The organism is Pelotomaculum schinkii, from assembly GCF_004369205.1.
Classification (GTDB): Bacteria; Bacillota; Desulfotomaculia; order Desulfotomaculales; family Pelotomaculaceae; genus Pelotomaculum_C; species Pelotomaculum_C schinkii.
Genome location: NZ_QFGA01000004.1, coordinates 1 through 23,984, shown reverse-complemented (window position 1 = coordinate 23,984; position 23,984 = coordinate 1). Strand labels below are relative to the sequence as shown.

22 protein-coding genes are annotated in these 23,984 nt (G+C 47.3%); 9 read left to right on the top strand and 13 right to left on the bottom strand.

Going from position 1 to position 23,984, the window contains the following annotated elements:
• Positions 1 to 96: 96 nt before the first annotated feature.
• Positions 97 to 318: a YkuS family protein gene (locus Psch_RS19120; protein WP_282432494.1), complete on the bottom strand. Its 222-nt coding sequence runs from the start codon at positions 316 to 318 to the stop codon at positions 97 to 99.
• An 80-nt stretch (positions 319 to 398) separates the two neighbouring features.
• Positions 399 to 1,037 carry a phosphoribosyltransferase gene (locus Psch_RS19115; protein ID WP_190259387.1) on the bottom strand — a complete coding sequence of 213 codons (639 nt, stop codon included), beginning with the start codon at positions 1,035 to 1,037 and terminating at the stop codon, positions 399 to 401.
• A 478-nt stretch (positions 1,038 to 1,515) separates the two neighbouring features.
• On the opposite strand from Psch_RS19115, the gene larC2 reads away from it, so the two are divergent.
• Positions 1,516 to 2,709, top strand: coding sequence for a nickel pincer cofactor biosynthesis protein LarC2 (larC2, locus tag Psch_RS19110; protein WP_190259386.1), 1,194 nt, complete (start codon positions 1,516 to 1,518; stop codon positions 2,707 to 2,709).
• Between the two features lie 450 nt (positions 2,710 to 3,159).
• On the opposite strand, the gene Psch_RS19105 is transcribed toward larC2, so the two are convergent.
• From Psch_RS19105 to rpmH, 11 genes are all read right to left on the bottom strand, one after another.
• Positions 3,160 to 3,849: a DUF554 domain-containing protein gene (locus Psch_RS19105; RefSeq protein ID WP_190259385.1), complete on the bottom strand. Its 690-nt coding sequence runs from the start codon at positions 3,847 to 3,849 to the stop codon at positions 3,160 to 3,162.
• Between the two features lie 38 nt (positions 3,850 to 3,887).
• On the bottom strand, positions 3,888 to 4,760 hold the full coding sequence (locus Psch_RS19100; RefSeq protein ID WP_190259384.1) for a ParB/RepB/Spo0J family partition protein: 873 nt from the start codon (positions 4,758 to 4,760) through the stop codon (positions 3,888 to 3,890).
• A complete protein-coding gene (locus tag Psch_RS19095; protein WP_190259576.1) occupies positions 4,753 to 5,514 on the bottom strand; it encodes a ParA family protein in 762 nt (253 codons plus the stop codon). The genes Psch_RS19100 and Psch_RS19095 overlap by 8 nt, the downstream gene beginning before the upstream one ends.
• A gap of 486 nt (positions 5,515 to 6,000) precedes the next feature.
• Positions 6,001 to 6,720 carry a 16S rRNA (guanine(527)-N(7))-methyltransferase RsmG gene (gene rsmG, locus Psch_RS19090; protein WP_134216807.1) on the bottom strand — a complete coding sequence of 240 codons (720 nt, stop codon included), beginning with the start codon at positions 6,718 to 6,720 and terminating at the stop codon, positions 6,001 to 6,003.
• A 10-nt stretch (positions 6,721 to 6,730) separates the two neighbouring features.
• Positions 6,731 to 8,611, bottom strand: coding sequence for a tRNA uridine-5-carboxymethylaminomethyl(34) synthesis enzyme MnmG (gene mnmG / locus Psch_RS19085; RefSeq protein ID WP_134216808.1), 1,881 nt, complete (start codon positions 8,609 to 8,611; stop codon positions 6,731 to 6,733).
• Positions 8,612 to 8,620: 9 nt separating this feature from the next.
• Positions 8,621 to 10,000 (bottom strand): tRNA uridine-5-carboxymethylaminomethyl(34) synthesis GTPase MnmE, encoded by a 1,380-nt coding sequence (gene mnmE / locus Psch_RS19080; protein ID WP_134216809.1) that lies wholly within the window; start codon positions 9,998 to 10,000, stop codon positions 8,621 to 8,623.
• 66 nt (positions 10,001 to 10,066) lie between these two features.
• Complete coding sequence (jag, locus tag Psch_RS19075) at positions 10,067 to 10,687, bottom strand: RNA-binding cell elongation regulator Jag/EloR (RefSeq protein ID WP_134216810.1); 621 nt, start codon at positions 10,685 to 10,687, stop codon at positions 10,067 to 10,069.
• Positions 10,684 to 11,352, bottom strand: a complete 669-nt coding sequence (locus Psch_RS19070) for a YidC/Oxa1 family membrane protein insertase (RefSeq protein ID WP_243124238.1) — start codon at positions 11,350 to 11,352, stop codon at positions 10,684 to 10,686. The genes jag and Psch_RS19070 overlap by 4 nt, the downstream gene beginning before the upstream one ends.
• 43 nt (positions 11,353 to 11,395) lie before the next feature.
• Positions 11,396 to 11,599, bottom strand: coding sequence for a membrane protein insertion efficiency factor YidD (yidD, locus tag Psch_RS19065; RefSeq protein ID WP_190259383.1), 204 nt, complete (start codon positions 11,597 to 11,599; stop codon positions 11,396 to 11,398).
• 5 nt (positions 11,600 to 11,604) lie between these two features.
• Positions 11,605 to 11,943, bottom strand: a complete 339-nt coding sequence (gene rnpA / locus Psch_RS19060) for a ribonuclease P protein component (RefSeq protein WP_190259382.1) — start codon at positions 11,941 to 11,943, stop codon at positions 11,605 to 11,607.
• Between the two features lie 96 nt (positions 11,944 to 12,039).
• Positions 12,040 to 12,174, bottom strand: a complete 135-nt coding sequence (gene rpmH / locus Psch_RS19055) for a 50S ribosomal protein L34 (protein ID WP_134216814.1) — start codon at positions 12,172 to 12,174, stop codon at positions 12,040 to 12,042.
• A 497-nt stretch (positions 12,175 to 12,671) separates the two neighbouring features.
• Here rpmH and dnaA point away from each other — a divergent pair, with 497 nt between their 5' ends.
• From dnaA to gyrA, 8 genes are all read left to right on the top strand, one after another.
• The gene (gene dnaA / locus Psch_RS19050; RefSeq protein ID WP_190259381.1) at positions 12,672 to 14,012 is read left to right on the top strand and encodes a chromosomal replication initiator protein DnaA; all 1,341 of its coding nucleotides are present in this window, start codon (positions 12,672 to 12,674) and stop codon (positions 14,010 to 14,012) included.
• 223 nt (positions 14,013 to 14,235) lie between these two features.
• The gene (gene dnaN, locus Psch_RS19045; RefSeq protein ID WP_190259380.1) at positions 14,236 to 15,342 is read left to right on the top strand and encodes a DNA polymerase III subunit beta; all 1,107 of its coding nucleotides are present in this window, start codon (positions 14,236 to 14,238) and stop codon (positions 15,340 to 15,342) included.
• A gap of 87 nt (positions 15,343 to 15,429) precedes the next feature.
• Positions 15,430 to 16,530 (top strand): DNA replication/repair protein RecF, encoded by a 1,101-nt coding sequence (recF, locus tag Psch_RS19040; RefSeq protein ID WP_190259379.1) that lies wholly within the window; start codon positions 15,430 to 15,432, stop codon positions 16,528 to 16,530.
• Positions 16,531 to 16,558: 28 nt separating this feature from the next.
• Complete coding sequence (gene remB, locus Psch_RS19035; RefSeq protein WP_134216818.1) at positions 16,559 to 16,807, top strand: extracellular matrix regulator RemB; 249 nt, start codon at positions 16,559 to 16,561, stop codon at positions 16,805 to 16,807.
• A 295-nt stretch (positions 16,808 to 17,102) separates the two neighbouring features.
• A complete protein-coding gene (gene gyrB / locus Psch_RS19030; protein ID WP_190259378.1) occupies positions 17,103 to 19,013 on the top strand; it encodes a DNA topoisomerase (ATP-hydrolyzing) subunit B in 1,911 nt (636 codons plus the stop codon).
• A gap of 222 nt (positions 19,014 to 19,235) precedes the next feature.
• Positions 19,236 to 19,907 (top strand): hypothetical protein, encoded by a 672-nt coding sequence (locus tag Psch_RS19025; protein ID WP_190259377.1) that lies wholly within the window; start codon positions 19,236 to 19,238, stop codon positions 19,905 to 19,907.
• A gap of 383 nt (positions 19,908 to 20,290) precedes the next feature.
• On the top strand, positions 20,291 to 20,584 hold the full coding sequence (locus Psch_RS19020; RefSeq protein ID WP_190259376.1) for a hypothetical protein: 294 nt from the start codon (positions 20,291 to 20,293) through the stop codon (positions 20,582 to 20,584).
• Between the two features lie 611 nt (positions 20,585 to 21,195).
• Positions 21,196 to 23,631: a DNA gyrase subunit A gene (gene gyrA / locus Psch_RS19015; RefSeq protein ID WP_190259375.1), complete on the top strand. Its 2,436-nt coding sequence runs from the start codon at positions 21,196 to 21,198 to the stop codon at positions 23,629 to 23,631.
• The last annotated feature ends 353 nt before the right edge of the window (positions 23,632 to 23,984 follow it).

Sequence of the window (23,984 nt, the reverse complement as noted above, 5' to 3'; positions counted from 1 at the left end):
CCCCCGGGTGTTTGATATTCTCTTCATTTCTAAAAGAGAGTCCGCGCTGTACAAATCAAGCCAAGAAGCAGAAACATTAAAGCGCCACGCCCTTTGCTAAAGCCTATTTCTTAGCTCGTCTATAATCTGGTCCTCAGTTTTTCCTGCCGCTTCCAACACTATGGACCTTTCTTTAATATCCTGCATCCCCATCATGTTATCGTCCATACCTGTCACGATGGTGGCGTCAATTTTGCCGCCGGTGTCAGGACTGACCACCTTGTAACCCACTCGCTCCAATGCATTTTTAATATTGGACAGCCCGTCTTCTACAGCAATTATCCTTTTCAGCTTGAATCACCTCCCTGTACAACAGTTAGTGTTCTGCTAAAGAGGTGTTTTTTATTCTTCAGCCGGATTTAAAGATCTGAAAATCTTCGCATTATTTCCATGACCTCCTCATCTTTAGTTTGTTCAAAATTCTCATAGAACTGCCCAACAGCGTAGAAATCCTCGGGAACCATCAGGCAGACCGTCCGGTCGACCTCTTTTTCCAACAGTTCCAACGTATCCCGAGGAGCTACCGGAATGGCCAAAACCAGTTCTTTTGGCCCATAACTTCTGGCGGAACGCAGGGCGGCCTGCATGGTGTAGCCGGTTGCGACACCGTCGTCAACCACTATCAACTGGCGACCCCCGCTTTTCCCTATGTTTCGTCCGGCGCCGTAAAGCGTCATACGACGCCGGATCTCTTCCAGTTCATAGGCGACCCTGTCTTCCAGTTCCCCCCGGCTTATTCCCAGCAATTCAATCAGGCGTGGCTCAAAGAGAGTGGTTCCGTCCTGAGTGACAGCGCCTATGGCAACCTCGGGATTATGGGGCGCCCCTATTTTGCGGGGTATAATCAGGTCAATATTGAGATTCAGCATCCTGACAATTTCAGCGGCTATAACCACCCCGCCCCGGGGTACAGCCAGCACTAGCGCGTCCCTTTCAATAAAACCAGCAAGTTTTTCCGCCAGTTGCCTTCCAGCTTCGGCCCTGTTACGAAAAATCATGTCGCACCACCTTTTAAACCTGCTGTTACAACCAGCCTTATGTTCTCAATAATTCCCAAACACATCCACTTGTTATACACGACAGTGGAAGCGCTCTGCATGTTTTCATTGTAGTTGTCCATGCCGCCGCGGCGCCACGTATCATGAAAATACCAGCCGATGTAGGCGCCATTTTAATCGCACACGGCGCGCCAGCGCCGAACATGGGATCTAAATTAACTTTTGTGCGAATGATTTCGCACCTGCTTTTTTTTGAAGCGCTCTGTGTATAAAAAAAAGCACTGCTGTTCCTGCTTAAAGGCCCACCGGTCAGGATTTTTGACTAAACTAGTGCCACAATTGATAAATCATTATACACTATCGTTAACAGGTTACATCATAATATACTCGCTAACAGTTTTACAGCCAAAAAAAACTTCTTAATAAATTAATATCGAAGCGTTAAAATTGTTAATAGTTAGTATGGGAGGGAGCTGTATTGAAAGCCATTTATATAGATTGCTCGGCTGGACTCAGCGGCAGCGCGCTCCTGGGAGCGCTGGTTGAACTGGGAGCAAAGCCGGAGTTGCTGGTGGAAAAAATTAAAAGCATTGTAACTATTCCTTTTCAACTGACCTTTCGTAAGAGAAACATAAACGGCGCTACTGCCACGGCCACTGTCCTGAAGGTGGAAGCCGGGCAAGAACCCGTACCGGTTGCCGCCATGTTCAAAAGCATTAACACCAAAGTTTTTTTTGGCGATGAACTGGAAGACAGGTTACATTCTTTATTCGACAAATTTATTCTGGCTCAGTCCAAAGTTTTCAATTTACCTGTCGCGGAGGTCGTCATGCCGGAAGCGGAAATACTGAGAATGATAATTATAGCCACCGGTTTTTTCACGGCCTTAGAGCAGTTAGGGATTGAGAGAATAAATGCGTCTCCCTTGCCGGTTGGCTCTCAACTTTCCACCCATAACTTGGCGCCCCTCCTCATGGAACTGGCCAGGGGAGCGGCAGTCAAGCAATACGGAGGGACGGACGTCCCCATAACTCCACTGGGGGTGGCGCTGCTGACCTGCCGGGCGGATGAATTCGGACTGTTACCGGAAATGACGCTGTCTGAAACCGGTTATGGCGCCTCAGGTGAAGACCGGCAGGACAACCCCCGGGTGCGGATCCTGTACGGTACGGGAAGAGATGGTGAAACCCCGCTCGGCCAATCGGAAACGATTACGGTAGTTGAAACAGCAATTGACGATATGAACCCCGAGTTTTTCCCATTCCTGGTCGATCGTCTCCTTGCCGGCGGCGCCGTGGATGCTTTTTTGATCCCCATTTACATGAAAAAGAGCCGTCCGGCCCACCTGCTAACAGCCTTGTGCAACCGGTCAAGGCTTGAGGATGTTCTTAGTATTATATTTAATGAAACAACAACGCTTGGCGTCCGCGTGCGGGACGATGAGAGGAGAATCCTGCACAGGTACTTCTTTATGACAAGTACCCTATACGGAGAGGTTGCTGTAAAAGCAGGCTGCCTCGCTGAAGGAGGCGCGCCGGTACAATACGCTCCTGAATTTGAAGACTGCAAAAAATTAGCCCTGCAGCATGCAGTTCCCATTAAAAAAGTATACGCCGCCGCCCAGCGGGCAGCACACGAATATATACACAAATGCGGTAAAAAGCCTGAATAGCATAACTAAGGAATTTGCGCGCCTGCTTTTTGGGACGTGAGACGTGAGACGTGGGAATATGCTGTATTCCTTTGGGGTAGGGAAAATACCCGCTGGGTCTATTATGAATATATAAAAGCAAACGAAAGTCTAGATAGCATATGGATTGCACGTTGCATTCTAAAATCATTCTGTTGAACATTAATTGTTGCGTCGTAAGGCGTAGGGCGTAAGGCGTAACAACATGTAATCGGGTATTATATCTTGGAAAATATGAAATTTCCAAGGGTTTTTCAAGACCCGATAGGAATACTGGATTAGCCTACGACCTAACTATGGGACGTGGGTCGTGGGACGTGGGAATATGCTGTATTCCTTTGGGGTCAGAAATAATACCCTTTGGGTCTATACCGGCGCTAGTATCAACACTGCTTCAAGTATTAAACCTCACGTTCCACGTCTCACGTCCAATCACGCTGGTATAATTCTGGGTATTAGTATGGCCAGGGGAATTGCGTAAAATATCGCCGGCAGCAGGTTGCCGACTTTGATCTCGGTTATGTTTAGCATATTAAAAGCTATGCCCAGAATTAAAAGACCTCCCGTGGCAGTCATCTCCGAAATCACAGCCGGTCCCAGGTAGTCCTTCACAGTCCAGGCCAGAAGGGTAATGGAACCCTGATACAGGAGCACAGGTATAGCTGAAAAGGCCACCCCCAGCCCCATGGTCGAGGCAAAAACAACCGATGAAACGCCGTCTAAAGCCGACTTAATGAAGAGGATGCGGGGATTGTGATTTAGACCGTCTTCGATCGAGCCCATAATAGCCATGGCCCCCACACAAAAAATCAGGCTGGCGGTGACAAAGGCCCGGCCGACGTCGCCTGTAGATCCGCCAACCTTCGCTTCCAACCATTTGCCCAAGCGGGCCAGACCACCTTCGATATTCAGAAACTCGCCGGTCACGGCCCCCAGCACCAGGCTCAGGACAACCACCAGTACCTGTTTGGTCTGCAGCGACATACTGACACCAACAAGGAGTACGGCCAACCCTAGGCCCTGCATGATAGTGCTCCCGTAACGTTCCGGGATCCCTTTTTTAAACAAAAGACCCAGGACGGAGCCCAGGATAATGGAAACTGCATTGACAATTGTCCCCACTGTATAACCAGCCCCTCACAATGTTTCACGTGAAACATTCACGTCTTTTTCCGCCCGGTGATAAGTTCCACAAGCCTGTTCAGTTCAACCGGATCTCCATAAGTAATTTCCAGCTTACCCCTGCCGTTTCGGGTTTCTCGAACTTTGACCGGAGTCTTTAAAAATTTTTGCAATTCTTCCTCGGCTGACGCCAACAGCATTGCTTTATACCGCTTCTTTTTTTCGCCGGCAGCTTTCTCCGCCATAAGCGCCTTCGCTAAATTCTCAGTCTGGCGGACGTTAAGCTGCTGCCTGACAATTTTTCCGGCTGCGGCAGCCTGCTTTTTGGCATCTTCTATGGCTAACAAAGCTCTGGCATGCCCGGCGCTAAGCTGCCCTGCGGCAAGCATTTCCTTAACCTCGTCGGGCAGTCCCAACAGCCTGACCATGTTGGCAACGAAAGGCCTGCTTTTACCAACCCTTCCCGAGACCTCCTCCTGGGTCAACTGAAAATCCTCCATCAGTTGGTGATAGGCCAGAGCTTCTTCTAATGGGTTCAGATCCTCTCTTTGTATATTTTCAATTAAAGAAACTGCAGTAGCCTCCAGGTCGCGGTAATCCTTGACCACAGCCGGAATCGTCTTGTATCCCAGACTTTTGCAGGCTCGCCAACGCCTTTCGCCGGCAATTAATTCGTAGCCGCCACCTGCTTCGGGTCGCACCACCACCGGCTGGATAACACCCAGTTCCCTGATCGATTCCGCCAGTTCAGCCAATTTTTCCGGATCAAACAACTGCCTGGGCTGCCGGGACGCCGTCCTGATCTTGTCAATATCAATTTCTTTGAGCTGTTCTGTGGCGCCGGCGGCTGCCTGATCGGCGCCGGGAAACAGAGCCTGCAAGCCCTTACCCAAACCCCTGCGCTTACTCAATCCCCATCACTTCCTTTGCCAGCTCCTGGTAGGCCTCCGAGCCCCGCGAACGCCGGTCGTAAACCATTACGGGCTTGCCGTGACTGGGCGCTTCACTGAGCCTTACATTTCTCGGGACGATAGACCTGTATACCTTTTCCCGGAAGTGTTTTTTTATTTCGTCAACCACCTGAATGGCAAGATTGGTCCTGCCGTCAAACATGGTTAACAGCACTCCCTCCAAGACCAGGTCGGGGTTAAGCTGCTGCTGCACCATTTGGATGGTGTTCATCAACTGGCCCAGTCCTTCCAGAGCATAATATTCACATTGGATCGGGATGAGTACGGAATCGGCGGCGGTCAGCGCGTTTAAAGTCAGCATTCCCAGAGAGGGAGGACAGTCAATAAATATATAATCGTAATCCTCTTTTATTTCCCCAAGCGCTTTCTTTAATATTTTTTCCCTGTCCGCCACGCCGACCAATTCAACTTCGGCGCCGGCCAGTTCAATAGTGGCGGGGATCAGGTACAGTTTTTCGACGGCGCAGGGCACAATCACCTCACGGGCGGGCACACCGTTGATCAGGACATCATAAATGCAAAGCTCTATTTCTTGTTTGTCCACCCCAACTCCAGTGCTGGCGTTGCCCTGCGGGTCTATATCGACCAGCAGCACCTTTTGTCCCATCAGTGACAGCCACGCGCTCAGGTTTACAGCCGTAGTGGTCTTGGCAACCCCGCCTTTTTGGTTGGCGATAGCTATTAACTTGCCTATGGTACCCACCCCCCGCATGGAAAGCCGGTTATTATCCGGCGGTTCCGGTCGTAATTATTCAACATCCGCCGTACCAGTTCCTGCTACCCCAGCCAAAATGAATTTTCCGGGCTTTTTTAGCGCCCGGAAAATGTTTGTTAAGAATTTTTTTACTTATCAAGTGACCTGTCGTCGCCAAAAAATAACGTTTTGGGTTTGCTTCAGAGAGCTGGTTGTTAATTTATTCGCACAATGTTACCTTAACGCCATACAGGTTCGGCGCTTACGCGCCGGGTGCGATTAAAATCGCACCCACATCGCTGTTTTTTATCTTCAACAGTCGTGCACATTAGCGACATGTTGTCTAAGCAATGAGTTATCAAATTTTGTTTACCAGCAACTTTTTAACGCCCTATGCCTTACGCCCTACGGCATATTTAACCTTACTAATTCTTTAGAATAAAAAAGTTATTTTGTACAACCAATGTAACCTGCTTAAGCCACAAGCTACAGCGGTTTTTTTTGCGGCATGCCGGCGCGGCGGGGGTACTTGGCGGGTGAAGAGCTAATTTTTCTTACCATGACCAGGTTCCTTTCGTCTCCCAACAGCGGCAGCCTCAATTTAATCACATTCTCCAGCGCTCCTTCCAGGATTGACAGTGCGTTTTTTGCGGCTTTTGTCTCATCCTCCACTTTGGGACCCTTCATTGCTACAAATAAACCGCCCACTTTTACGGCCGGCAGACAGTACTCGGCCAGTACGGGCAGGCAGGCGACAGCCCTGGCTACAACCAGATCATACTGTTCCCTGTGCTCCCCGTCCCTGCAAAAATCTTCAGCGCGGGCATGTATAACCCTGGTTTCACTAAGACCCAGAGCCTCAACCACGTCTTTTAAAAATTTAACTCTCTTTTCCAGCGATTCTACCAGAGTCAGAATAATACCCGGACGGTATATCTTCAGGGGAATACCGGGAAAACCTGCGCCCGTCCCAATGTCCACAATCCTTAGGCCGTTATTAAGACGAACTGTGGCCTGACAGGTCAATGAATCGAGAAAGTGCTTAATGGCAACCTCCCGTTCATCAGTGATGGCGGTGAGGTTGAAACTTTTATTAACCTCAACCAGCAACGCGTAGAATTTTTCAAATTGTTCGAGCTGTCCGCCTGTAAGCTCCAGATCCAAATCGCCTGCTGCGGCGTTCAGCACAGCCGTTATTTCTCCCACATTTACCACCTTACTTGAGACGCCGTATCTGCTCCAGGTAAATCATCAGCACGGATACGTCAGCCGGAGTTACAGCGGCGATCCGGCCGGCCTGTCCGATCGACGCGGGCCTGATCGTCTCAAGTTTTTCTCTGGCTTCCAAAGACAGTCCGCGGACCATCTGATAATCCAGGTCACCGGGAATTTTTTTATCCTCCAGCCGCCGGAACCGCTCAACCTGAGCCTGCTGTTTTTTTATATAACCATCGTACTTTACCTGAATTTCCACCTGCTCCCGTACATCTTCAGGCAGTCCGGGATTTTCCAAAGGCAGAAGAAGAAGCTGCTCGTAGGTGATTTCCGGCCGCCGGATCAGGCCTGCCAGCGATGCTCCCTGCTGGGGAAGGGGAGCGCTCCCAAGCTGTTCCAGAATCCCTTTCACCTCTTCCGTAACCGGCACGATAGTTTTTTCCAACCTGTTTTTCTCTATTTCTATTAGTTTTTGCTTGCTCTCGAAACTCCGGTACCTTTCCGGTGAGACCAACCCTACCTGGTAACCTTTTTCCGTCAACCTGAGGTCGGCGTTGTCCTGCCGCAAGAGTAGCCTGTATTCGGCTCTGGAAGTAAGCATCCGGTAGGGTTCATCAATATCCTTGGTCACCAGGTCATCGATCATGACCCCGGTATAAGCTTCTGAACGTGTTAGAATGAACGGTTCCCGTCCTTTAACGTAAAGGGCTGCGTTGATTCCCGCCACAATGCCCTGCGCCGCCGCCTCCTCGTAGCCGGAGGTGCCGTTGATTTGTCCCGCCGTGAAGAGACCTGGTATGGTTTTGGTTTCCAGGGTCAGCTTCAGTTGGGTGGGCGCCACGTAATCATATTCTATCGCATAGCCCGGCCGCATTACCTCAACTCTTTCCAAACCAGGGAGGGTACGCAGCATGGCCAACTGGACGTCCTCCGGCAGGCTGGTGGACATGCCCTGTACGTACATCTCAGCCGTATTCTTACCTTCCGGCTCAATGAATACCTGGTGGGCCGGCTTGTCCGCAAAACGCACTACTTTCGTCTCGATAGAAGGGCAGTAACGCGGACCCTGACTTTGAATGGCCCCCGTATAGAGCGGTGCGCGGTACAGGTTGTCGCGGATAATCCGGTGGGTTTCTTCATTGGTATAGGTGAGCCAGCATGGTATCTGCTCCCTCCCGGTGACATCCGAAATAAAAGAAAAGTTATGCAGCTTATCGTCACCAGGTTGGACAGTCATGCGGCTAAAATCTATTGAGTGCCGGTTGACCCTGGCCGGAGTGCCGGTTTTGAAACGACCCAATTTCAGACCAAGATCAGTCAAGCTATCTGATAAACCTACCGACGGAAACTGTCCATTCGGTCCGCCCGGATAGGACAGGTCCCCGATCACGATCCGGCCTTTAAGGTAGGTGCCGGTGGTAATCACCACTGCCGTCGCTGTAAACCGCGCCCCGGTGCTGGTCACCACACCGCTAATTTTTCCCTTTTCGATAACAAGTCTTTCCACCATAGCCTGTTTTAAATCAAGGCACGCCTGGCTTTCCAGGGTTTCTTTCATCCTTCCCTGATACAGACTTTTGTCCGCCTGCGCTCTAAGAGCGTGGACAGCGGGGCCTTTGCCGGTATTTAATAGCCTCATCTGGATCGAGGTGTAATCGGTGTTCAGACCCATTTGGCCACCCAGGGCATCCACTTCCCGCACCAGGTGGCCTTTGGCCGGTCCACCCACAGCCGGGTTGCACGGCATCAGCGCCACATAGTCCAGGTTAAGTGTCAGCACCAGGGTGCGACAGTTCATTCTCGCGGCAGCCAAACCGGCCTCACACCCTGCGTGGCCGGCTCCTACCACAATTACATCGTACCTGCCCGCGTTGTACTCCATTTCCTCACCTCACTTACCAATGCAAAAGTCTGCAAATATTCGATCCAGCAAATCTTCCGTTGAAGTTGACCCGGTTATTTCCCCTAAATTCTCCCAGGCAGATCTCAAATCAATTGACACCATGTCAAGCGGCAGTTTTCCGTGTATACCGTTAATAGCCTCTGCCAGATGCGAGGCTGCTTTTTCCAGAGCTTGCTTGTGCCTCAAACTTGCCACCAGTACCGTGTCAGAAGAGGGCGCCCGGCCGCCCAAAACCATGTCAACGATCGTATCTTCCAGCTCTGAAAGACCGGTCCCCTGTTCAGCTGAAATCCAAAGCACCGGACTTCCCGGAGCAAGGCTCTCAACTTCACCCTGCTCAATTTTTATTTCTGCAACATCAACCTTGTTTAACAGGATAATTGATTTTTTTTCTCCGATGCTCTCAATAATCGACCTGTCTCCGCCCGCCAAGCCCCTGGCGGCATCCAGCACCAGCAGGATCAGGTCGGCCCGGCCTATACTATCCCTGGTCCTTGCCACCCCAATTTTTTCAACTTCATCTTCCGTTTCCCGCAGCCCGGCGGTATCAATTATTTTTAATGGAATCCCCCGGATATTTAGTATCTCTTCAATAATATCCCTGGTTGTACCGGGAATTTCCGTGACAATGGCCCGGTCCTCCCGCAGCATGGCGTTTAAGAGGGAAGACTTCCCTACGTTAGGCCTGCCAATAATAACCGTGCTGATACCTTCCCGGTAGATCTTGCCGGTTTCAGCTCCTTTTATCAATTGCTCAATTTCTGACAGGAGATCCTTACTAATTACCATGATTTCAGCGGCAGCCGATTCTTCCAGTCCCTCTTCCGGAAAGTCAACAACAGCCTCCAGCTGCGCCAACAAACCCAGCAGCTTGTGCTGCAGAGAAAAAATGTGCCTGGAAAGTTCCCCTCTTAGCTGGGACACAGCCAGCTTTAAGCCTGCGTCAGTCCTGGCGCGGATGATATCAATGACCGATTCGGCTTGAGCCAAATCCAGCCTGCCGTTTAAAAAAGCCCTCTTGCTGAATTCACCCGGCTCGGCCAGGCGTGCTCCGCAACCCAATACCAACTCCAGAACCCGGCGCAATGGTACTATTCCGCCATGACAGTTAATTTCTACGATGTCTTCCCGTGTATAGGTATACGGCGCCTGCATATAGCTCAGTAAAGCCTCATCAACGACCACGCCTTCACGGTCAACAATATGTCCGTAAAAAAGGTGGTGGCTTCCGGCAGCAGTCCAATTTTTATTTTTGGCCCGGAAAATAAGTTTGGCTATCTCTACTGCTTCTGGGCCGCTTACCCGTACAATACCGATCCCGCCCTCACCAAGTGGCGTAGCAATAGCTGCAATGGTATCCTCGTACATCGATTGCACCTTCCCGGCACACTATTTATAAACCCAGCGGGCTAAGGCCTGCTGGGTTTTAAGGTGTTATTTTTTTGGGGCTATAATAATTTTGCGTAAGGGTTCTTCTCCCTCGCTGAAGGTGTAAATATCATCCCTTCCCTGCAAGACGGTATGGATGATACGTCTTTCTTGTGAACTCATCGGTTCCAGCACTACGTTTCTGCCCCGTTGCTTGGCTTTGTCCGCAAGCTTCAATGCTAGTTTCTGGAGCGTCTCTTCCCGCCTTCTGCGATATCCCTCAATATCTATAATGATTTTTTTTCTGACTTCCTGGTTCTTATTAACCGAGAGATTTACCAGATACTGAAGGGAATCCAGTGTCTCACCCCGCCTGCCGATGAGGATGCCGAGGTCGTCCCCTTCCAGGTTAATTTGAATTTCATGGTCCTTTTCATTTGCCTTTATGCCCACCTGAATCTGCATGGCTCTAAATATATTTTTTAGAAGGTTGGTGGCCTTTTGGGACGGTCCGTTTTTTAAACTAACCATAACCCTGGCCATTTTAGCCCCGAAAATACCAAAGATACCTTTAGACGGCTCGTCGAGAACGGTTACTTCCACTTCTTCCCTGGAAGCGCCTAAATCTATTAAGGCTTGGCTTACGGCATCATCCACCGTCTTACCAGTTTTTTCGACTGCCTTCAACTGTTCTCGGCCTCCTTTTTTACTACCAGCATCTGCTTATTGATAAAAAACTGTTGGATAATGCCGACTATGTTAAATACTACCCAATAAAGCGCGAGCCCGGCCGGAACGGTGCCGGAAATCCAGGCAATAAAGACGGGCATGGTATAGAGCATCATACGCTGGGTAGGATCGTTTGTTGTAGTTGTCATTTTGGACTGGAAGAAGGTAGTAACACCTGCCAGAACCGGTAGAATAAAATAAGGGTCTCTGGCGCTCAAATTTTGCACCCAGATGAAACTGGCATGAGCTTCGTTGAGATATGGAAAATTAAATAGAGACCTGTACAGCGCAAACAAAATAGGCATCTGAACCAGAAGCGGCAAACAACCGGCAGCTGGGTTGACATTGTTCTGCTTATACAATTCCATGATCATCTGCTGCATTTTTTGTTGGTCTTTATTTTTCCACTTTTCCTGTATTTCCTTGACCTTTGGCTGCAGCTGCTGCATGGCCAGCATAGATTTCATCTGTTTGTTGGTAAGCGGATAGAGAGCCACTTTTATAATAACGGTAAGCAAAATGATAGCTATGCCGTAATTCGGCACCCCAACGCTGCCCGTCAGCTGGTACAACCAGTTTAATAACCAGGTCATCCCATCTACAATGGCATTAAAAATCTCCAAATAAAATCTGCCTCCTTATAAGCCCTGCGGTTCCCAATTGATTTTAAACCGGATCATATCCTCCCGGGTGCCATGGATGACACTTTAAAATTCTTTTTAAGGCCATCCATGAACCTTTAAACGGTCCGTATCTCTCTACGGCCTGCAGGGCATAATGGGAGCACGTGGGATAAAACCGGCAGGAAGGCGGCTTTAAAGGTGAAATAACCGCCTGGTAAAACCTGATTAATAATACTACTACTCGCAAAGGGTTCAACCCCTGTTTATCTTGATTTTTTTTAAAAGCCTTAATAAACCTTCCTCGATTTGGTAAAAATTAAGCCCAACTATTTCGCGGCGCGCCAGCAAAATAAAGTCGTATCCATTAGGAAACTTTTCCTTATTTAAACGGCATACCTCTCCAAACAGGCGTCTGACCCTATTCCTTGTAACCGCGTTACCAACTTTCTTGCTGACAGTAAAACCAAATCGACAATCTTCTCTATTATTAGACAAAAAATACAACACCATATTGCGGTCTGCAACCGACTTGCGGCTGTTATATATTTTTCTAAAATCACCGTTTTTTTTAATTTTGGTAAGACTGCTCATTTCTTCCCCAAGATCATTTTCCTGCCTGCAAAAAATAGCTTATCCAATACTCCTATCACGTTATACAGTTAGAGAGGCCGCTGTGATGAAGCGGCCTCACGCGGTTAACCTCTTTCTACCTTTAATTCTCCTTCTTTTAATTACATTACGACCCGCACGACTGGCCATCCGGCTTAAAAACCCGTGGACTTTTTTATGTTTGCGGCATTTAGGCTGATAGGTACGCTTCAAAAAACACCCCTCCTTCGAAAAACCTTATTATACAGGATGCAGACCTCTTTTAAAACAGGTAATACACAAGAAATCAAATTTTGTAGATATAGAATATATTAATTCTATATATTGAATAAATTTGATATAATTATTCTACCTGTAAAAAAGCAATACATAGAAAAGTAATTCTTATACATTTAAGGAAATTAAAGTCCGTCCTATTGACACACACTACCAATTATATAATAACCAATTTTCAACGTCAAGGAGCATCCCCGCCCCGCCCTATTACCTCTCTACTGGAAAAAGCCTGTTGATAACTCTAAAAAAATTTGATATGATTTTAACATTGAAAATGTCCACACACAGGTTTTGCACACCCTGTGTACAATATTGTGGATTAATTTGTTGATTTCTCTTAACGACCTTTAAAACACTTCTCGACTAGGAGAGGAATTTAAAGGTTTACTTTTCATAGTACGTTGAAACAACACCATGCGGGAGGGTATGTTAGGTTGACCAGAAATGAATTACTTGAGGTATGGGAACAAACCCTCCATATTTTAGAAAAGAAATTAAACAAGCACTCTTTTGATACCTGGCTCAGATCAATCAAACCAATTGGTTGCTATAATAACAGGCTGATTATCGAGGCTCCCAGTCATTTTTCAAAAAGTTGGCTGAGTGACCGGTATGCCCCAATGATAAAAAACGTTTTTCAAGGACTTGTAAAACAAGAGATAGAGGTCCAGTTCGTCTTATCAGGTGAAGTAGAAGATACACAAAGCCCGAATAAAAAAGTAAACAAAGATAATTACGAAGAATTGAACATGACCCACTTGAACCCCAAATATACCTTCGATTCCTTTGTCGTGGGAAACAGCAACCGCTTTGCCCACGCCGCCTGTCTGGCCGTGGCGGAATTGCCGGCCAAGGCCTACAATCCTTTGTTTATTTACGGTGGTGTCGGTCTCGGCAAAACCCACCTAATGCACGCAATCGGTCAGTATACTCTGGAACACAGCAATAAGAAAAAGGTTTCTTATGCCTCTTCCGAACAATTCACCAACGAACTGATTAATTCAATACGCTTTGATAAAACGGTAGAATTCAGAAATAAATACCGCAGTATGGATATTCTTTTGGTTGACGATATTCAGTTTCTGGCCGGTAAGGAAAGTACCCAGGAGGAATTTTTCCACACTTTCAACACCCTCTACGAAGCCAATAAGCAGATCATTATATCCAGCGACCGGCCACCAAAGGATATCCCCACTCTGGAAGACAGGTTGCGTTCCCGTTTTGAGTGGGGGCTGATTACGGATATACAACCTCCCGATATAGAAACTCGCATTGCTATCTTAAGAAAAAAGGCGCAACAGGAAAACCTTTCAATACCTGATGAGTGCATCTATTTTATCGCCGACAATATTCAATCCAATATCCGGGAGCTGGAAGGAGCTCTGATCCGGGTCATCGCTTACGCCACTCTTAACCATGAAGAGATTAATGCTGACTTAACCTCGGAAGTCCTTAAAGACATGCTTCCTACCAGAAAACCCAAACAGATAACCATTGATCTGATCCAGGAAGTAGTGGCCTCCTATTACAATATCCGCATTGATGAATTCAAGGCCAAGAAAAGGACCAGGCTTGTAGCCTTCCCCCGCCAGATAGCCATGTACCTGGTACGGGAGTTGACAGATTTATCTCTGCCCAAAATAGGAGAAGCTTTTGGTGGCCGGGACCATACCACCGTCATCCACGCCTGTGAAAAAATCAACACCGAACTAAATCAAAACGTTGATTTACAGGATAAAATAAAACATTTGATTGAGCTTATTAAAAAGAACTAACAGGCTGCTCTTATAACTTGTTGCTACAGTTGTGGATTTTTTTAAACGGTCCATTTATGGCGCAAAATTATTTTGTCTTTGTCCTTAACTAATCAACACGTACATTTTCTAGCTTAACCAATCTCTAAAGCTACTTATACACATAATCACACCTAACTACTACTATTACTAAAAGATCTCTAATAATAAATAATATAATAATAAAAAAAACTGGAGAAAAACCATGAGAGTTGTTGCCGCTAAAGAACAGCTTCTAAACGCTGTTCAGATCGTGCAAAGGGCCGTATCAGTCAGAAACCCTCTACCTATACTGTCAGGGATTAGATTTGAGGCTGTTGATAATAAGATTTTTCTCACCGCAACAGACCTCGACATGGGTATACGTTGCTCCTTGGCAGCAGAAGTAATAGAACCTGGAGCCGCCGTACTTCCCGCCAGGTATATAAGCGAATTGGTGCGGCGGTTGCCCGATGTGCCAGTTTTGCTAAGAGCCGAGACAGTCACCGGCAGCGTTACCATTCAGTACGGTCAATCAGAGACAAGTATCAACGGCTATCCAGCCGAAGAATTTCCTGATTTTCCAATACCCTCTGGTGATTTGACCTTCGATTTACCGGCGGAAGTATTAAGAGGGTTGGTCAGGCAGATCGTTTTTGCAGCTGCCAATAATGAGAACCGTCCGGTTTTTAACGGGGTCCTGTTTGAATTACATGACGGCTACCTTCAAGTGATAGCAACAGATACTTACCGCCTCGCCTGGCGCAGGCTTCCTCTGGAGAATTGCGAAAAAATTGATATAAATATTATCATTCCAGGTAAAACTTTAACTGAGTTGGTAAAAGTCATAGAGCCGGAGAAAGTCGTTAATATAACAGTTACGGAAAACCAGATTCTTTTTAAGGCTGATGACACCTGTCTTATTTCCCGTCTCATTGACGGACAGTTTCCAAATTACAAGCAGGTAATCCCGCAGGAGCATCTTACCAGGATACGGCTTAAAACCAAGGAATTGGCCGAAGCTACGGAAAGGGCTTCTCTCCTGACCAAGGATGGCTCTCCTATCGTAAAAATGAGCCTTGAACAAAACACACTGATAATTTCTGTTAATACAGAAGCCGGCAGAGTGCATGAGGAAATCCCGGTTTTCCAGGAAGGAGAACCGTTTCAGGTAGCATTTAACGCCCGCTATCTTGGCGATGTTTTGAAAGCCATGGGCTCGGAAGAAATAATCATGGAATTGACCGGTCCTCTCAGTCCGGGAGTACTTAGACCGGTTGATGATCAAGAATATCTTTCACTACTGCTTCCGGTTCGCTTACGGGGGGTATAGTGGAGGCGCCCTTGTTTATTTGTTTTTTCTCCGGGGGTGGTTTATCAGCGTGTTCTAGCCTGTTTTTCGTTGGGAGTTGTTAGGTCATTGTTTTTAAAGCAGCTCGAGTTGAACAATTTTAGAAATTATCATAAACAGGTCCTTGAACCAGGGCTTTTTCTAAACATCCTGACAGGTCAAAATGCTCAGGGTAAGACCAATATACTGGAATCTATTTACATGGCATGTATTGGAAATTCTTTTCGTACGGGCAAGGAAAAAGAAATTATTAACTGGGAAAGCGACTTCTCTTATATTCACTCCCTGCTGCAAACAGAGCAACGTTCGCTTCAGGTTAATATTTTTCTTAAACAAGGGTTTAAAAAAATTGAAGTGAACGGGTCGTTAAAACGCGGCAGCCCTTTGGGTTGGCCGGGTGTGGTACTTTTTACAGCGGATGATCTGGCTTTGGTCAAAGGGTCGCCTTTTGAGAGGCGGCGTTTTTTAGATTTAGAGGCAGGTCCTTTTCACCCGCAATACGCTCATAACCTGGCCAGGTATCAACGTGTGCTTGTACAACGCAACAATCTTTTAAGGGAAGTCAGGCAGAAGAGAGAAGAAAAAAGTTCCTTACAGGTTTGGGATGAACAGCTGTGCCGTTATGGAGCCAAAATTTTATATATCAGACTGGAGCTCCTTAAAAAGTTTAGTCCGCTGCTGCGGTCGCTGTACCGTGAATTAGCCGCAGGAGTCGAAGATTTTGATATTCGTTACAAGTCGACGGTAAAGTTGGAGGGGCTAAATTCCGAGGAAGAAATTTATAATAAATTGCAGCAACAAATGTACCTCCTTCAGGCCGAGGAGATTGACAGAGCGCAATCTCTGTTGGGTCCGCACCGGGATGACCTTATTTTTTTTATAAACGGACGGGACGCCAGAATTTATGGATCGCAGGGACAGCAGCGGACTATTGTGCTAACTCTTAAAATTGCCCAGATTGACCTGTGGAAAGAAGAACTGGATGAGTATCCGATTCTGCTTTTAGACGATGTCATTTTTGAGTTGGATCATGACCGGCGGCAGGCTATTTTTGAGAGAATCGGAAGTTTGGTACAGACCTTTCTTACTACCACCAAAACTGAAGATATAGGTTTTTCAAAAGAATTGAACCATAAGACATTTACAGTAAGCCACGGCAGCATCATATAAATTTTTGCTTTTACGAGGAGGAATAAAAATGTTTTTACATCTGGGAGGAGACGTGGTTGTCCCCAAGAAAGATATTATCGCAATTCTTGATTACAGAACAAAGCTTTCTCCTGCAACCAGGGAGTTTCTGGAGATTTCCAAAGATGAAGGTTTTATAAAAAAGATATCGCAAAACGACAAAGATAAAGCATATATCGTGACAAACAAGGAAATTTATATATCTCCTATTTCCTGCGTTACTTTACGTAAAAGATCCGACGCTTTTCTGGGTGAGTAGAGCACCCCGGGGATAACGTCCTTGGTTGCCTTACAAATGCGGGTGCGAATTCATTCGCAGTATAAGGCCTGGCAGAAAAACCTTGAACTGCTTCGCAACGCAAGTATGATTGAATTCGCGCCCGCATTGCTGTTCTTACCTTCTGCCGGCGCCGCGTTATCTATATCTAATTGTTATTTTCTAAATATTACCGTGCTTTATTGTCACGGTTTTGTATTTCCGGATAAACTTGAGGAATTTCCAAATTTATGATAATATAGCGATTTAGAGTATTGGAGTTAGGAGTTGACTGGCTATGTCTAACGATAGTAATAATGTCCGCTACGGCGCTGAGGACATTCAGGTCCTGGAAGGCCTTGAGGCCGTCAGGCGGCGGCCGGGCATGTATATAGGCAGCACCTCTGCCCGTGGCCTGCACCACTTGGTTTATGAAGTGGTGGACAACAGTATTGATGAGGCCATGGCTGGTTTTTGCGATAAGATTGAGATCATTATCAACGAAGATGATTCAATAGCGGTCATCGACAACGGACGGGGTATCCCTGTCGATATTCACCCTAAAACAGGTATTCCCGCGGTACAGGTAGCCCTGACCATGCTGCACGCGGGCGGCAAATTCGGCGGTGGCGGCTATAAAGTATCAGGCGGGTTGCACGGTGTTGGTGTCTCCGTGGTTAACGCCCTTTCTGTTTGGCTGGAGGTTGAAGTCAGACGGGACGGTAACGTCTATCACCAAAAGTATCAGCGGGGCGAACCGGTCACTGAGTTAAAAATTATCGGCAAGAGCAAAAGCAACGGCACCAAAGTGACTTTTAAGCCCGACCCGGAGATTTTTGAAGAGCTGGTTTTTAACCATGATACCCTTGCTCAGCGCCTTAGGGAGCTTTCTTATCTGAACATGGGCATCAAAATTATACTGCGTGATTTACGCAAGGGGACCGAGGTTGTTTTTCACCACGATGGCGGTATACGCGACTTTGTCACACATCTCAATAAAAATAAAACTCCTCTGCACAGCAAACCAATTTATATGCAAAAGCAGAAAGACGAAGTTATGGTTGAGGTATGCATGCAGTATACCGACGCCTATGTAGAGAACATCCTCTCTTATGCCAATAATATCCATACTATTGACGGCGGGACCCATGAGGCCGGGTTTAAAGCTTCTCTTACCAGGGTCATCAACGACTATGGGCGTAAATATAACTTGCTTAAAAATGGGAACAGCAACCTGTCCGGAGAAGATATCCGTGAAGGTTTAACCGCGGTAATCAGCGTTAAAGTAACGGATCCTCAATTTGAAGGACAGACCAAGACCAAACTGGGTAACAGCGAGGTTAGAGGTATTGTCGACAATGTGGTTGGAGAAAGCCTTTCTACCTTCCTGGAAGAAAACCCGGCGATTGGCAAACGTATTATGGAAAAATCTCTTACGTCCGCGCGGGCTCGCGAGGCTGCACGCAAGGCCAGGGAATTAACCAGACGTAAAAGCGCGCTGGAAAGCTCAACCTTGCCGGGTAAGTTAGCGGACTGCTCCGATCGCGACCCGTCGGTAACAGAACTTTACCTGGTAGAGGGTGATTCCGCCGGTGGGTCGGCCAAGCAGGGACGTGACAGAAGCTTCCAGGCGATTTTGCCCCTGCGCGGCAAAATTTTAAACGTTGAAAAGGCGAGGATGGACAAAATTCTGGCCAATGAAGAAATAAGGGCTATGATAACCGCCATGGGCACCGGTATCGGTGAGGATTTTGACATTAATAAGGCCAGGTATCACAAGCTGATCTTGATGTCTGATGCTGATATCGACGGAGCCCACATCAGGACTCTGCTGCTGACCTTCTTTTACAGGTACATGCGCCCACTTATAGAGGCGGGGTATGTCTTCATTGCCCAGCCTCCTCTGTACCGGATCAAGAAGGGAAAAACAGAGAGATATATTTACAACGACGAAGAATTGGAGAGAACCCTTAAACAAACTGGCCGGGACGGGATTACCATCCAGCGCTATAAAGGTTTGGGTGAAATGAACGCCACCCAACTCTGGGAAACTACTATGGACCCGGATACCAGAACAGTCCTGCGGGTTGACCTGGAAGACGCCATCGAAGCAGATGCCATCTTCAGCATGCTGATGGGTGACCGGGTGGAGCCACGCCGTGATTTTATTACAGAAAACGCGCTTGCTGTGCGCAACCTGGATGTTTAAAAAAATCATTTAATATAGAAATGAGAGGCCTGGATTAAGTTCACGTCCGGGCCTCTTATTTTTTTATAATTAATTAAATTATAAATATCCATAATATGGATATTTATAATAAAGCGATACAAAAAGAATACAAAAGAAAATAAAACTTATTTAACGATAATTACCGTTTTTGGAGTTTGCATCGATATGGTAATATGTTAATCAAAAACGAGGTGGTAAATTATGTCAAAAGTAACTGCTCTAAAAAAATCCGCCGGGGAATCAAAGACCATAGAAACTGTTAAAAATTGCCGCATACCCAACGTTGAGGTGCCTTCCGCCATTATGCAGGCGGTGCAGGCCTTTATTAAAGATAAAGGTAGTACAATGGCTCAATTCTGGAAAGAAGCCGCGACATACCGCCTGCAGGCAGAGGAGATTAAAGACGCCAAGGAAGAACTGGACCGGATCCTGGGGCAAATTGCTTACGCCGAAGACAAGTTGAGGTACATAGAGGACAAGGAGGAGCTCATTGCAGATAGAGAGACGCGTCTTGGCGAATTGGAGCAAGCGCAGGACGCTATTATCGAAGAGCGTAAAAAGGAATTGGAACTAAGGGCCAAGGCGCTTGAGGAAGACTACCAGGCCAAGTTGGCTGAACTAAAGGAAACCGGTGTCAGGCAGCAGGAAGAGTACAAGGCGCGACTTGCAGCCATTGAGAACGAGGTCAGGGAGAGAAGCGAGGAGTACCGCCGTTACATGGAGTTGGATTTTCAGGATAAAGAAAGGGAGATTATGAAACGTGAAGCACAAATTGAGGTGCGCGATGAGATCACCGCCGAAAAAGAAAAGTTCTGGTCAACCATGTATGACGCCGTGGTTAAATTAACACGGGTCTGTGGGGCCTTAAAATAAAAACGAAGGCAGTTTTTTATTGTATTAGGATGGAGTATTGAGTGCCCTGTACCGTGGCGGCGTTGCCCGGGACGCTGTCCGCCTGGCTGTAAGGGTTGGAGCACAGGCTGGAATTATTCCTGCCGGATCGGCCAGGAACTTAAGGATAACCAATATGTCCTTGGGTGGTATATGGCGAAGGTACTTTTGTAAAGAGGGGGGGATAATGAAAAAAACTTACATTACAAAAAAACAAAAAAAGAGGTGGTGTCCCTTGCTTGTATGAAGCATGCCGTGGGATGAGTGGTTTAGATAAACCCTTCAGAAGGCCAACACCATGGCCAATAACTACATGCAGTAAAGATGACCCAGTGTGATTGCACATAAATCTGGGGGGGCGTCTTATGAGAACTATCGCGAACTACCGGCCGGCTAAAGGGCAAAAAATAAAGTCTTTATTAATAACATTGCTGTTTCTTGCAGCAGCATTCCTGGCGGGCGCCGCCGTCCAAAAAGAAGCTAATTTCATACAGGATTTAATTGCAGCGGCTCCCGTCGCTTTAGAAGGAATTAAAGCGTTCCTGAATGAGAAGGTCGTTTTTAAGGTGAATACAGTGACCAGCCAATTTAAATGGACGGTAGCTATAACGCTGCTGGTTATAAAGGATTTCATCTGGCACTCCGTTAGAGGGCCTTAAAGAATGATGCGGTATACATGGGAGGTGCTTAATTGGGGATGCAAAAATAATAATAATCTCGAGGCACAGGCCGCAGGCTCTCCTGCAAAAGTTTCAACTGGTATTGAAACTATCGGCTGGAAAAGTGTGCCGGAGGTTGTTTGGGGCGGATGAACTATGTCGCCCAAAAAAACGAGACAGAAAAATATGAGGTGGTGTCCCTTGATTGCATGTATAAACTCCGGGCAGGGCTCCTGGGGTTAAAAAAATAAGACCATGCGGCTTCAAAGGTGTGATGATAAGGGGAATATGTACCATCCCCGGGTTGTTAAACCCGATAATAACCAAGCTGCCTGGTTGTGGAAAATTTAATATGTTATATAATTATTTGTATAGAGTAAACGGTATTACAGGTAAGCAAACATCTCCAAAATAAACACATTTACCTCCGGTGGAGCCGGTGCGGAAACTGTTTGGGAGGCCAGCCTGGATACCTCAAAAAAATTCAAGTATTAAAAGAGCGGGTTTACGGCCTGCTCTTTATTATGAGCAGAGCGCCAAATTGCATTTGACGGCTCATTTTGATATAATTCCTTCGTAGAAAATAATGGATTGATTGAGGTGAGCAGAGTTTGCCGTCATTAACCGGAAAAATCGTGCCAATAAATATTAACGAAGAGATGAAGCATTCTTATCTGGATTATGCCATGAGCGTAATCGTAGGGCGGGCTCTGCCGGACGTAAGGGACGGCCTGAAACCGGTACACAGGCGCATTCTCTATGCCATGCATAGTCTGGGCTTAACTTCCGATAAATCACACCGTAAGTCTGCCTATATAGTTGGTGAAGTACTGGCCAAGTACCATCCCCATGGTGACGTGGCAGTTTATGACGCCCTGGTCCGGTTGGCCCAGGATTTTGCCTCCCGTTACCCTTTGGTGGACGGTCACGGCAACTTTGGCTCCGTGGACGGTGACTCTCCGGCAGCCATGCGTTATACTGAAGCGCGTATGGCCAGAATAACGGCGGAGATGCTGGCCGATATAGATAAAGATACAGTTAATTTTATACCGAACTATGATGATAAAAATGAGGAACCAACGGTCTTGCCGGCCCGTATCCCTAATTTGCTGGTAAACGGGTCATCCGGTATTGCCGTAGGAATGGCAACCAATATACCACCCCATAATCTTGGCGAGATCATCGACGGTATCATAATGCTGATTAAGAACCCGGACATAGAAGTTAAAGAATTAATGAGCGCCATTCAAGGCCCTGATTTTCCAACCGGCGGTATGATTATGGGGCGGGAAGGGATCTGGAACGCCTATCGCACCGGGCGCGGCAGCATCAAGGTGCGGGCTCAAGCCGTCATTGAAAAGACAAACAACGGCAGAAACTGCATTATTGTCAACGAGATACCGTATCAAGTCAACAAAGCCAGGCTGATTGAAAAGATTGCCGAGTTGGTTAAGGATAAAAGACTGGAAGGGATCAGCGACCTCAGGGACGAGTCGGATCGCCGCGGTATGCGGATTATGATCGAACTAAAGAGAGACGCCAACCCCCAGGTTCTTCTAAACCAGCTTTATAAGCACACCCAAATGCAGGAAACCTTCGGCGTTATCATGCTGGCGCTCGTGGACGGAAAACCCCAGGTGTTGAGCTTAAAGCAGGCTTTGCATTACTACCTGGAGCATCAAAAGGACGTAATCGTACGCCGTACCCGCTTTGAACTGAACAAGGCTGAGACACGCGCCCACATCGTCGAAGGCCTGCGCATTGCCATAGCCTACCTGGACGAGGTAATTAAAATAATCAGGTCCTCGCATAATACCGACGCCGCCAAAAAGGCTTTGATGGAAAGGTTCAGCCTTACGGAAAGACAGTCCGAGGCTATTGTAGAAATGCGGCTGAGACAGCTTACCGGGTTGGAGCGGGAAAAGCTGGAGCAGGAGTACAAAGAGCTGATGGAAAGGATCGCCTATCTGCGGGCTATTCTGGCAGATGAGAGCAAGGTCCTGGGCATCATTAAGGACGAGCTTACCATAGTTAAGAAAAAATTTGCCGATCCCAGGCGCACAGTTATTTCCAGTGATGAAATTACTTTTGGTGCGGAAGATTTAATTCCTGAAGAGGACGTGGTCATCACTATAACCAACCAGGGTTACATTAAGAGAATCCCCCTGGACACCTACCGCAGCCAGCGCCGGGGCGGCCGTGGTGTAACGGCTATGGGGACCAAGACAGAGGATTATGTCCAGCATCTCTTTATAACTACAACCCACCATTTCTTTCTTTTCTTTACCAACCAGGGCAAGGTGTACCGTTTGAAGGTGCATGAAATTCCTGAGGCGGGACGCCAGGCCAAGGGTACCGCCATCGTGAACCTGTTGTATATTGGTGGGGACGAAAAAATTACCGCGGTTATTCCTGTCCGGGAGTTCGACCCCGAGCAGTTCCTCTTTATGGCTACAACCAGGGGTCAGGTCAAAAAAACCTCCCTCGATGAGTACGACACTTCCCGCCGGGACGGGATTATAGCCATTTCACTTAGAGAAGGCGACCAACTGGTGGACGTCAAGCTTACAAATGGTCAAGAAGAAATTATCCTGGCCACCAAGGGCGGCATGGCCGTCCGCTTCCCGGAAGAAGAGGTACGCCCCATGGGACGGGGTACCCACGGAGTCCGGGGGATTACGCTTAAGTATGATGATGAGGTTATCGGTATGGAAACGGTCCGTCCCGAGGCATTTTTACTTGTTGTCACTGCCAATGGATTCGGTAAACGTACTCCTCTTACGGAATATAGATCCCAGGCCAGAGGCGGCAAAGGGCTGATTAATATCAAAACAACCGAGCGGAACGGCCCGGTGGTAGCTGTAAAAGTGGTCAAAGATGAAGAAGAAATCATGATGATCAGCGCCGAGGGTATCATCATCAGGTTGAGAGCAGGAGATATTTCTACTATTGGGCGGTCTACCATGGGTGTTACCCTGATGCGGGTGGATGCGGGAGACTCTGTAGTTGCGGTGGCCAAGGTTTACACCGATGATAACGAGGAATAATATCAGAAAAATATATTACGACTAAAAAGTTAAAAAGCCATAAGGTACCTTGACAGCATGTTAACCCTGTGTTAAATTTATAACCGTGCCGTGTGGTGGACAGCCCACGGGAGCAAGAGTACGAATCCGGCCAGAAAATACCGGTTGACACGGGGCCGGCAGAAATGATAGGATAACACTTGCGTCGCGCTAAAGGGCGACACGGTCTTTGAAAACTAAACAGTGGATGGATGGAAATGAGACGTGGGATGTGAGACGTGAGACGTGGGAATGAATGACAGACTCAAGGGTCCAGGACCCAAGAGGAAGCCGGGAGTTCACACGACAAGCGAACTACAAACCATGACTCAAAC

Coding starts and splice junctions, on each gene's coding strand:
- Psch_RS19025 (WP_190259377.1), top strand. CDS start 19,236: ATGTCAAAAGTAACTGCTCTAAAAAAATCCGCCGGGGAATCAAAGACC.
- rnpA (WP_190259382.1), bottom strand. CDS start 11,943: ATGAGCAGTCTTACCAAAATTAAAAAAAACGGTGATTTTAGAAAAATA.
- dnaN (WP_190259380.1), top strand. CDS start 14,236: ATGAGAGTTGTTGCCGCTAAAGAACAGCTTCTAAACGCTGTTCAGATC.
- remB (WP_134216818.1), top strand. CDS start 16,559: ATGTTTTTACATCTGGGAGGAGACGTGGTTGTCCCCAAGAAAGATATT.
- Psch_RS19020 (WP_190259376.1), top strand. CDS start 20,291: ATGAGAACTATCGCGAACTACCGGCCGGCTAAAGGGCAAAAAATAAAG.
- Psch_RS19115 (WP_190259387.1), bottom strand. CDS start 1,037: ATGATTTTTCGTAACAGGGCCGAAGCTGGAAGGCAACTGGCGGAAAAA.
- gyrB (WP_190259378.1), top strand. CDS start 17,103: ATGTCTAACGATAGTAATAATGTCCGCTACGGCGCTGAGGACATTCAG.
- mnmE (WP_134216809.1), bottom strand. CDS start 10,000: ATGTACGAGGATACCATTGCAGCTATTGCTACGCCACTTGGTGAGGGC.
- mnmG (WP_134216808.1), bottom strand. CDS start 8,611: ATGGAGTACAACGCGGGCAGGTACGATGTAATTGTGGTAGGAGCCGGC.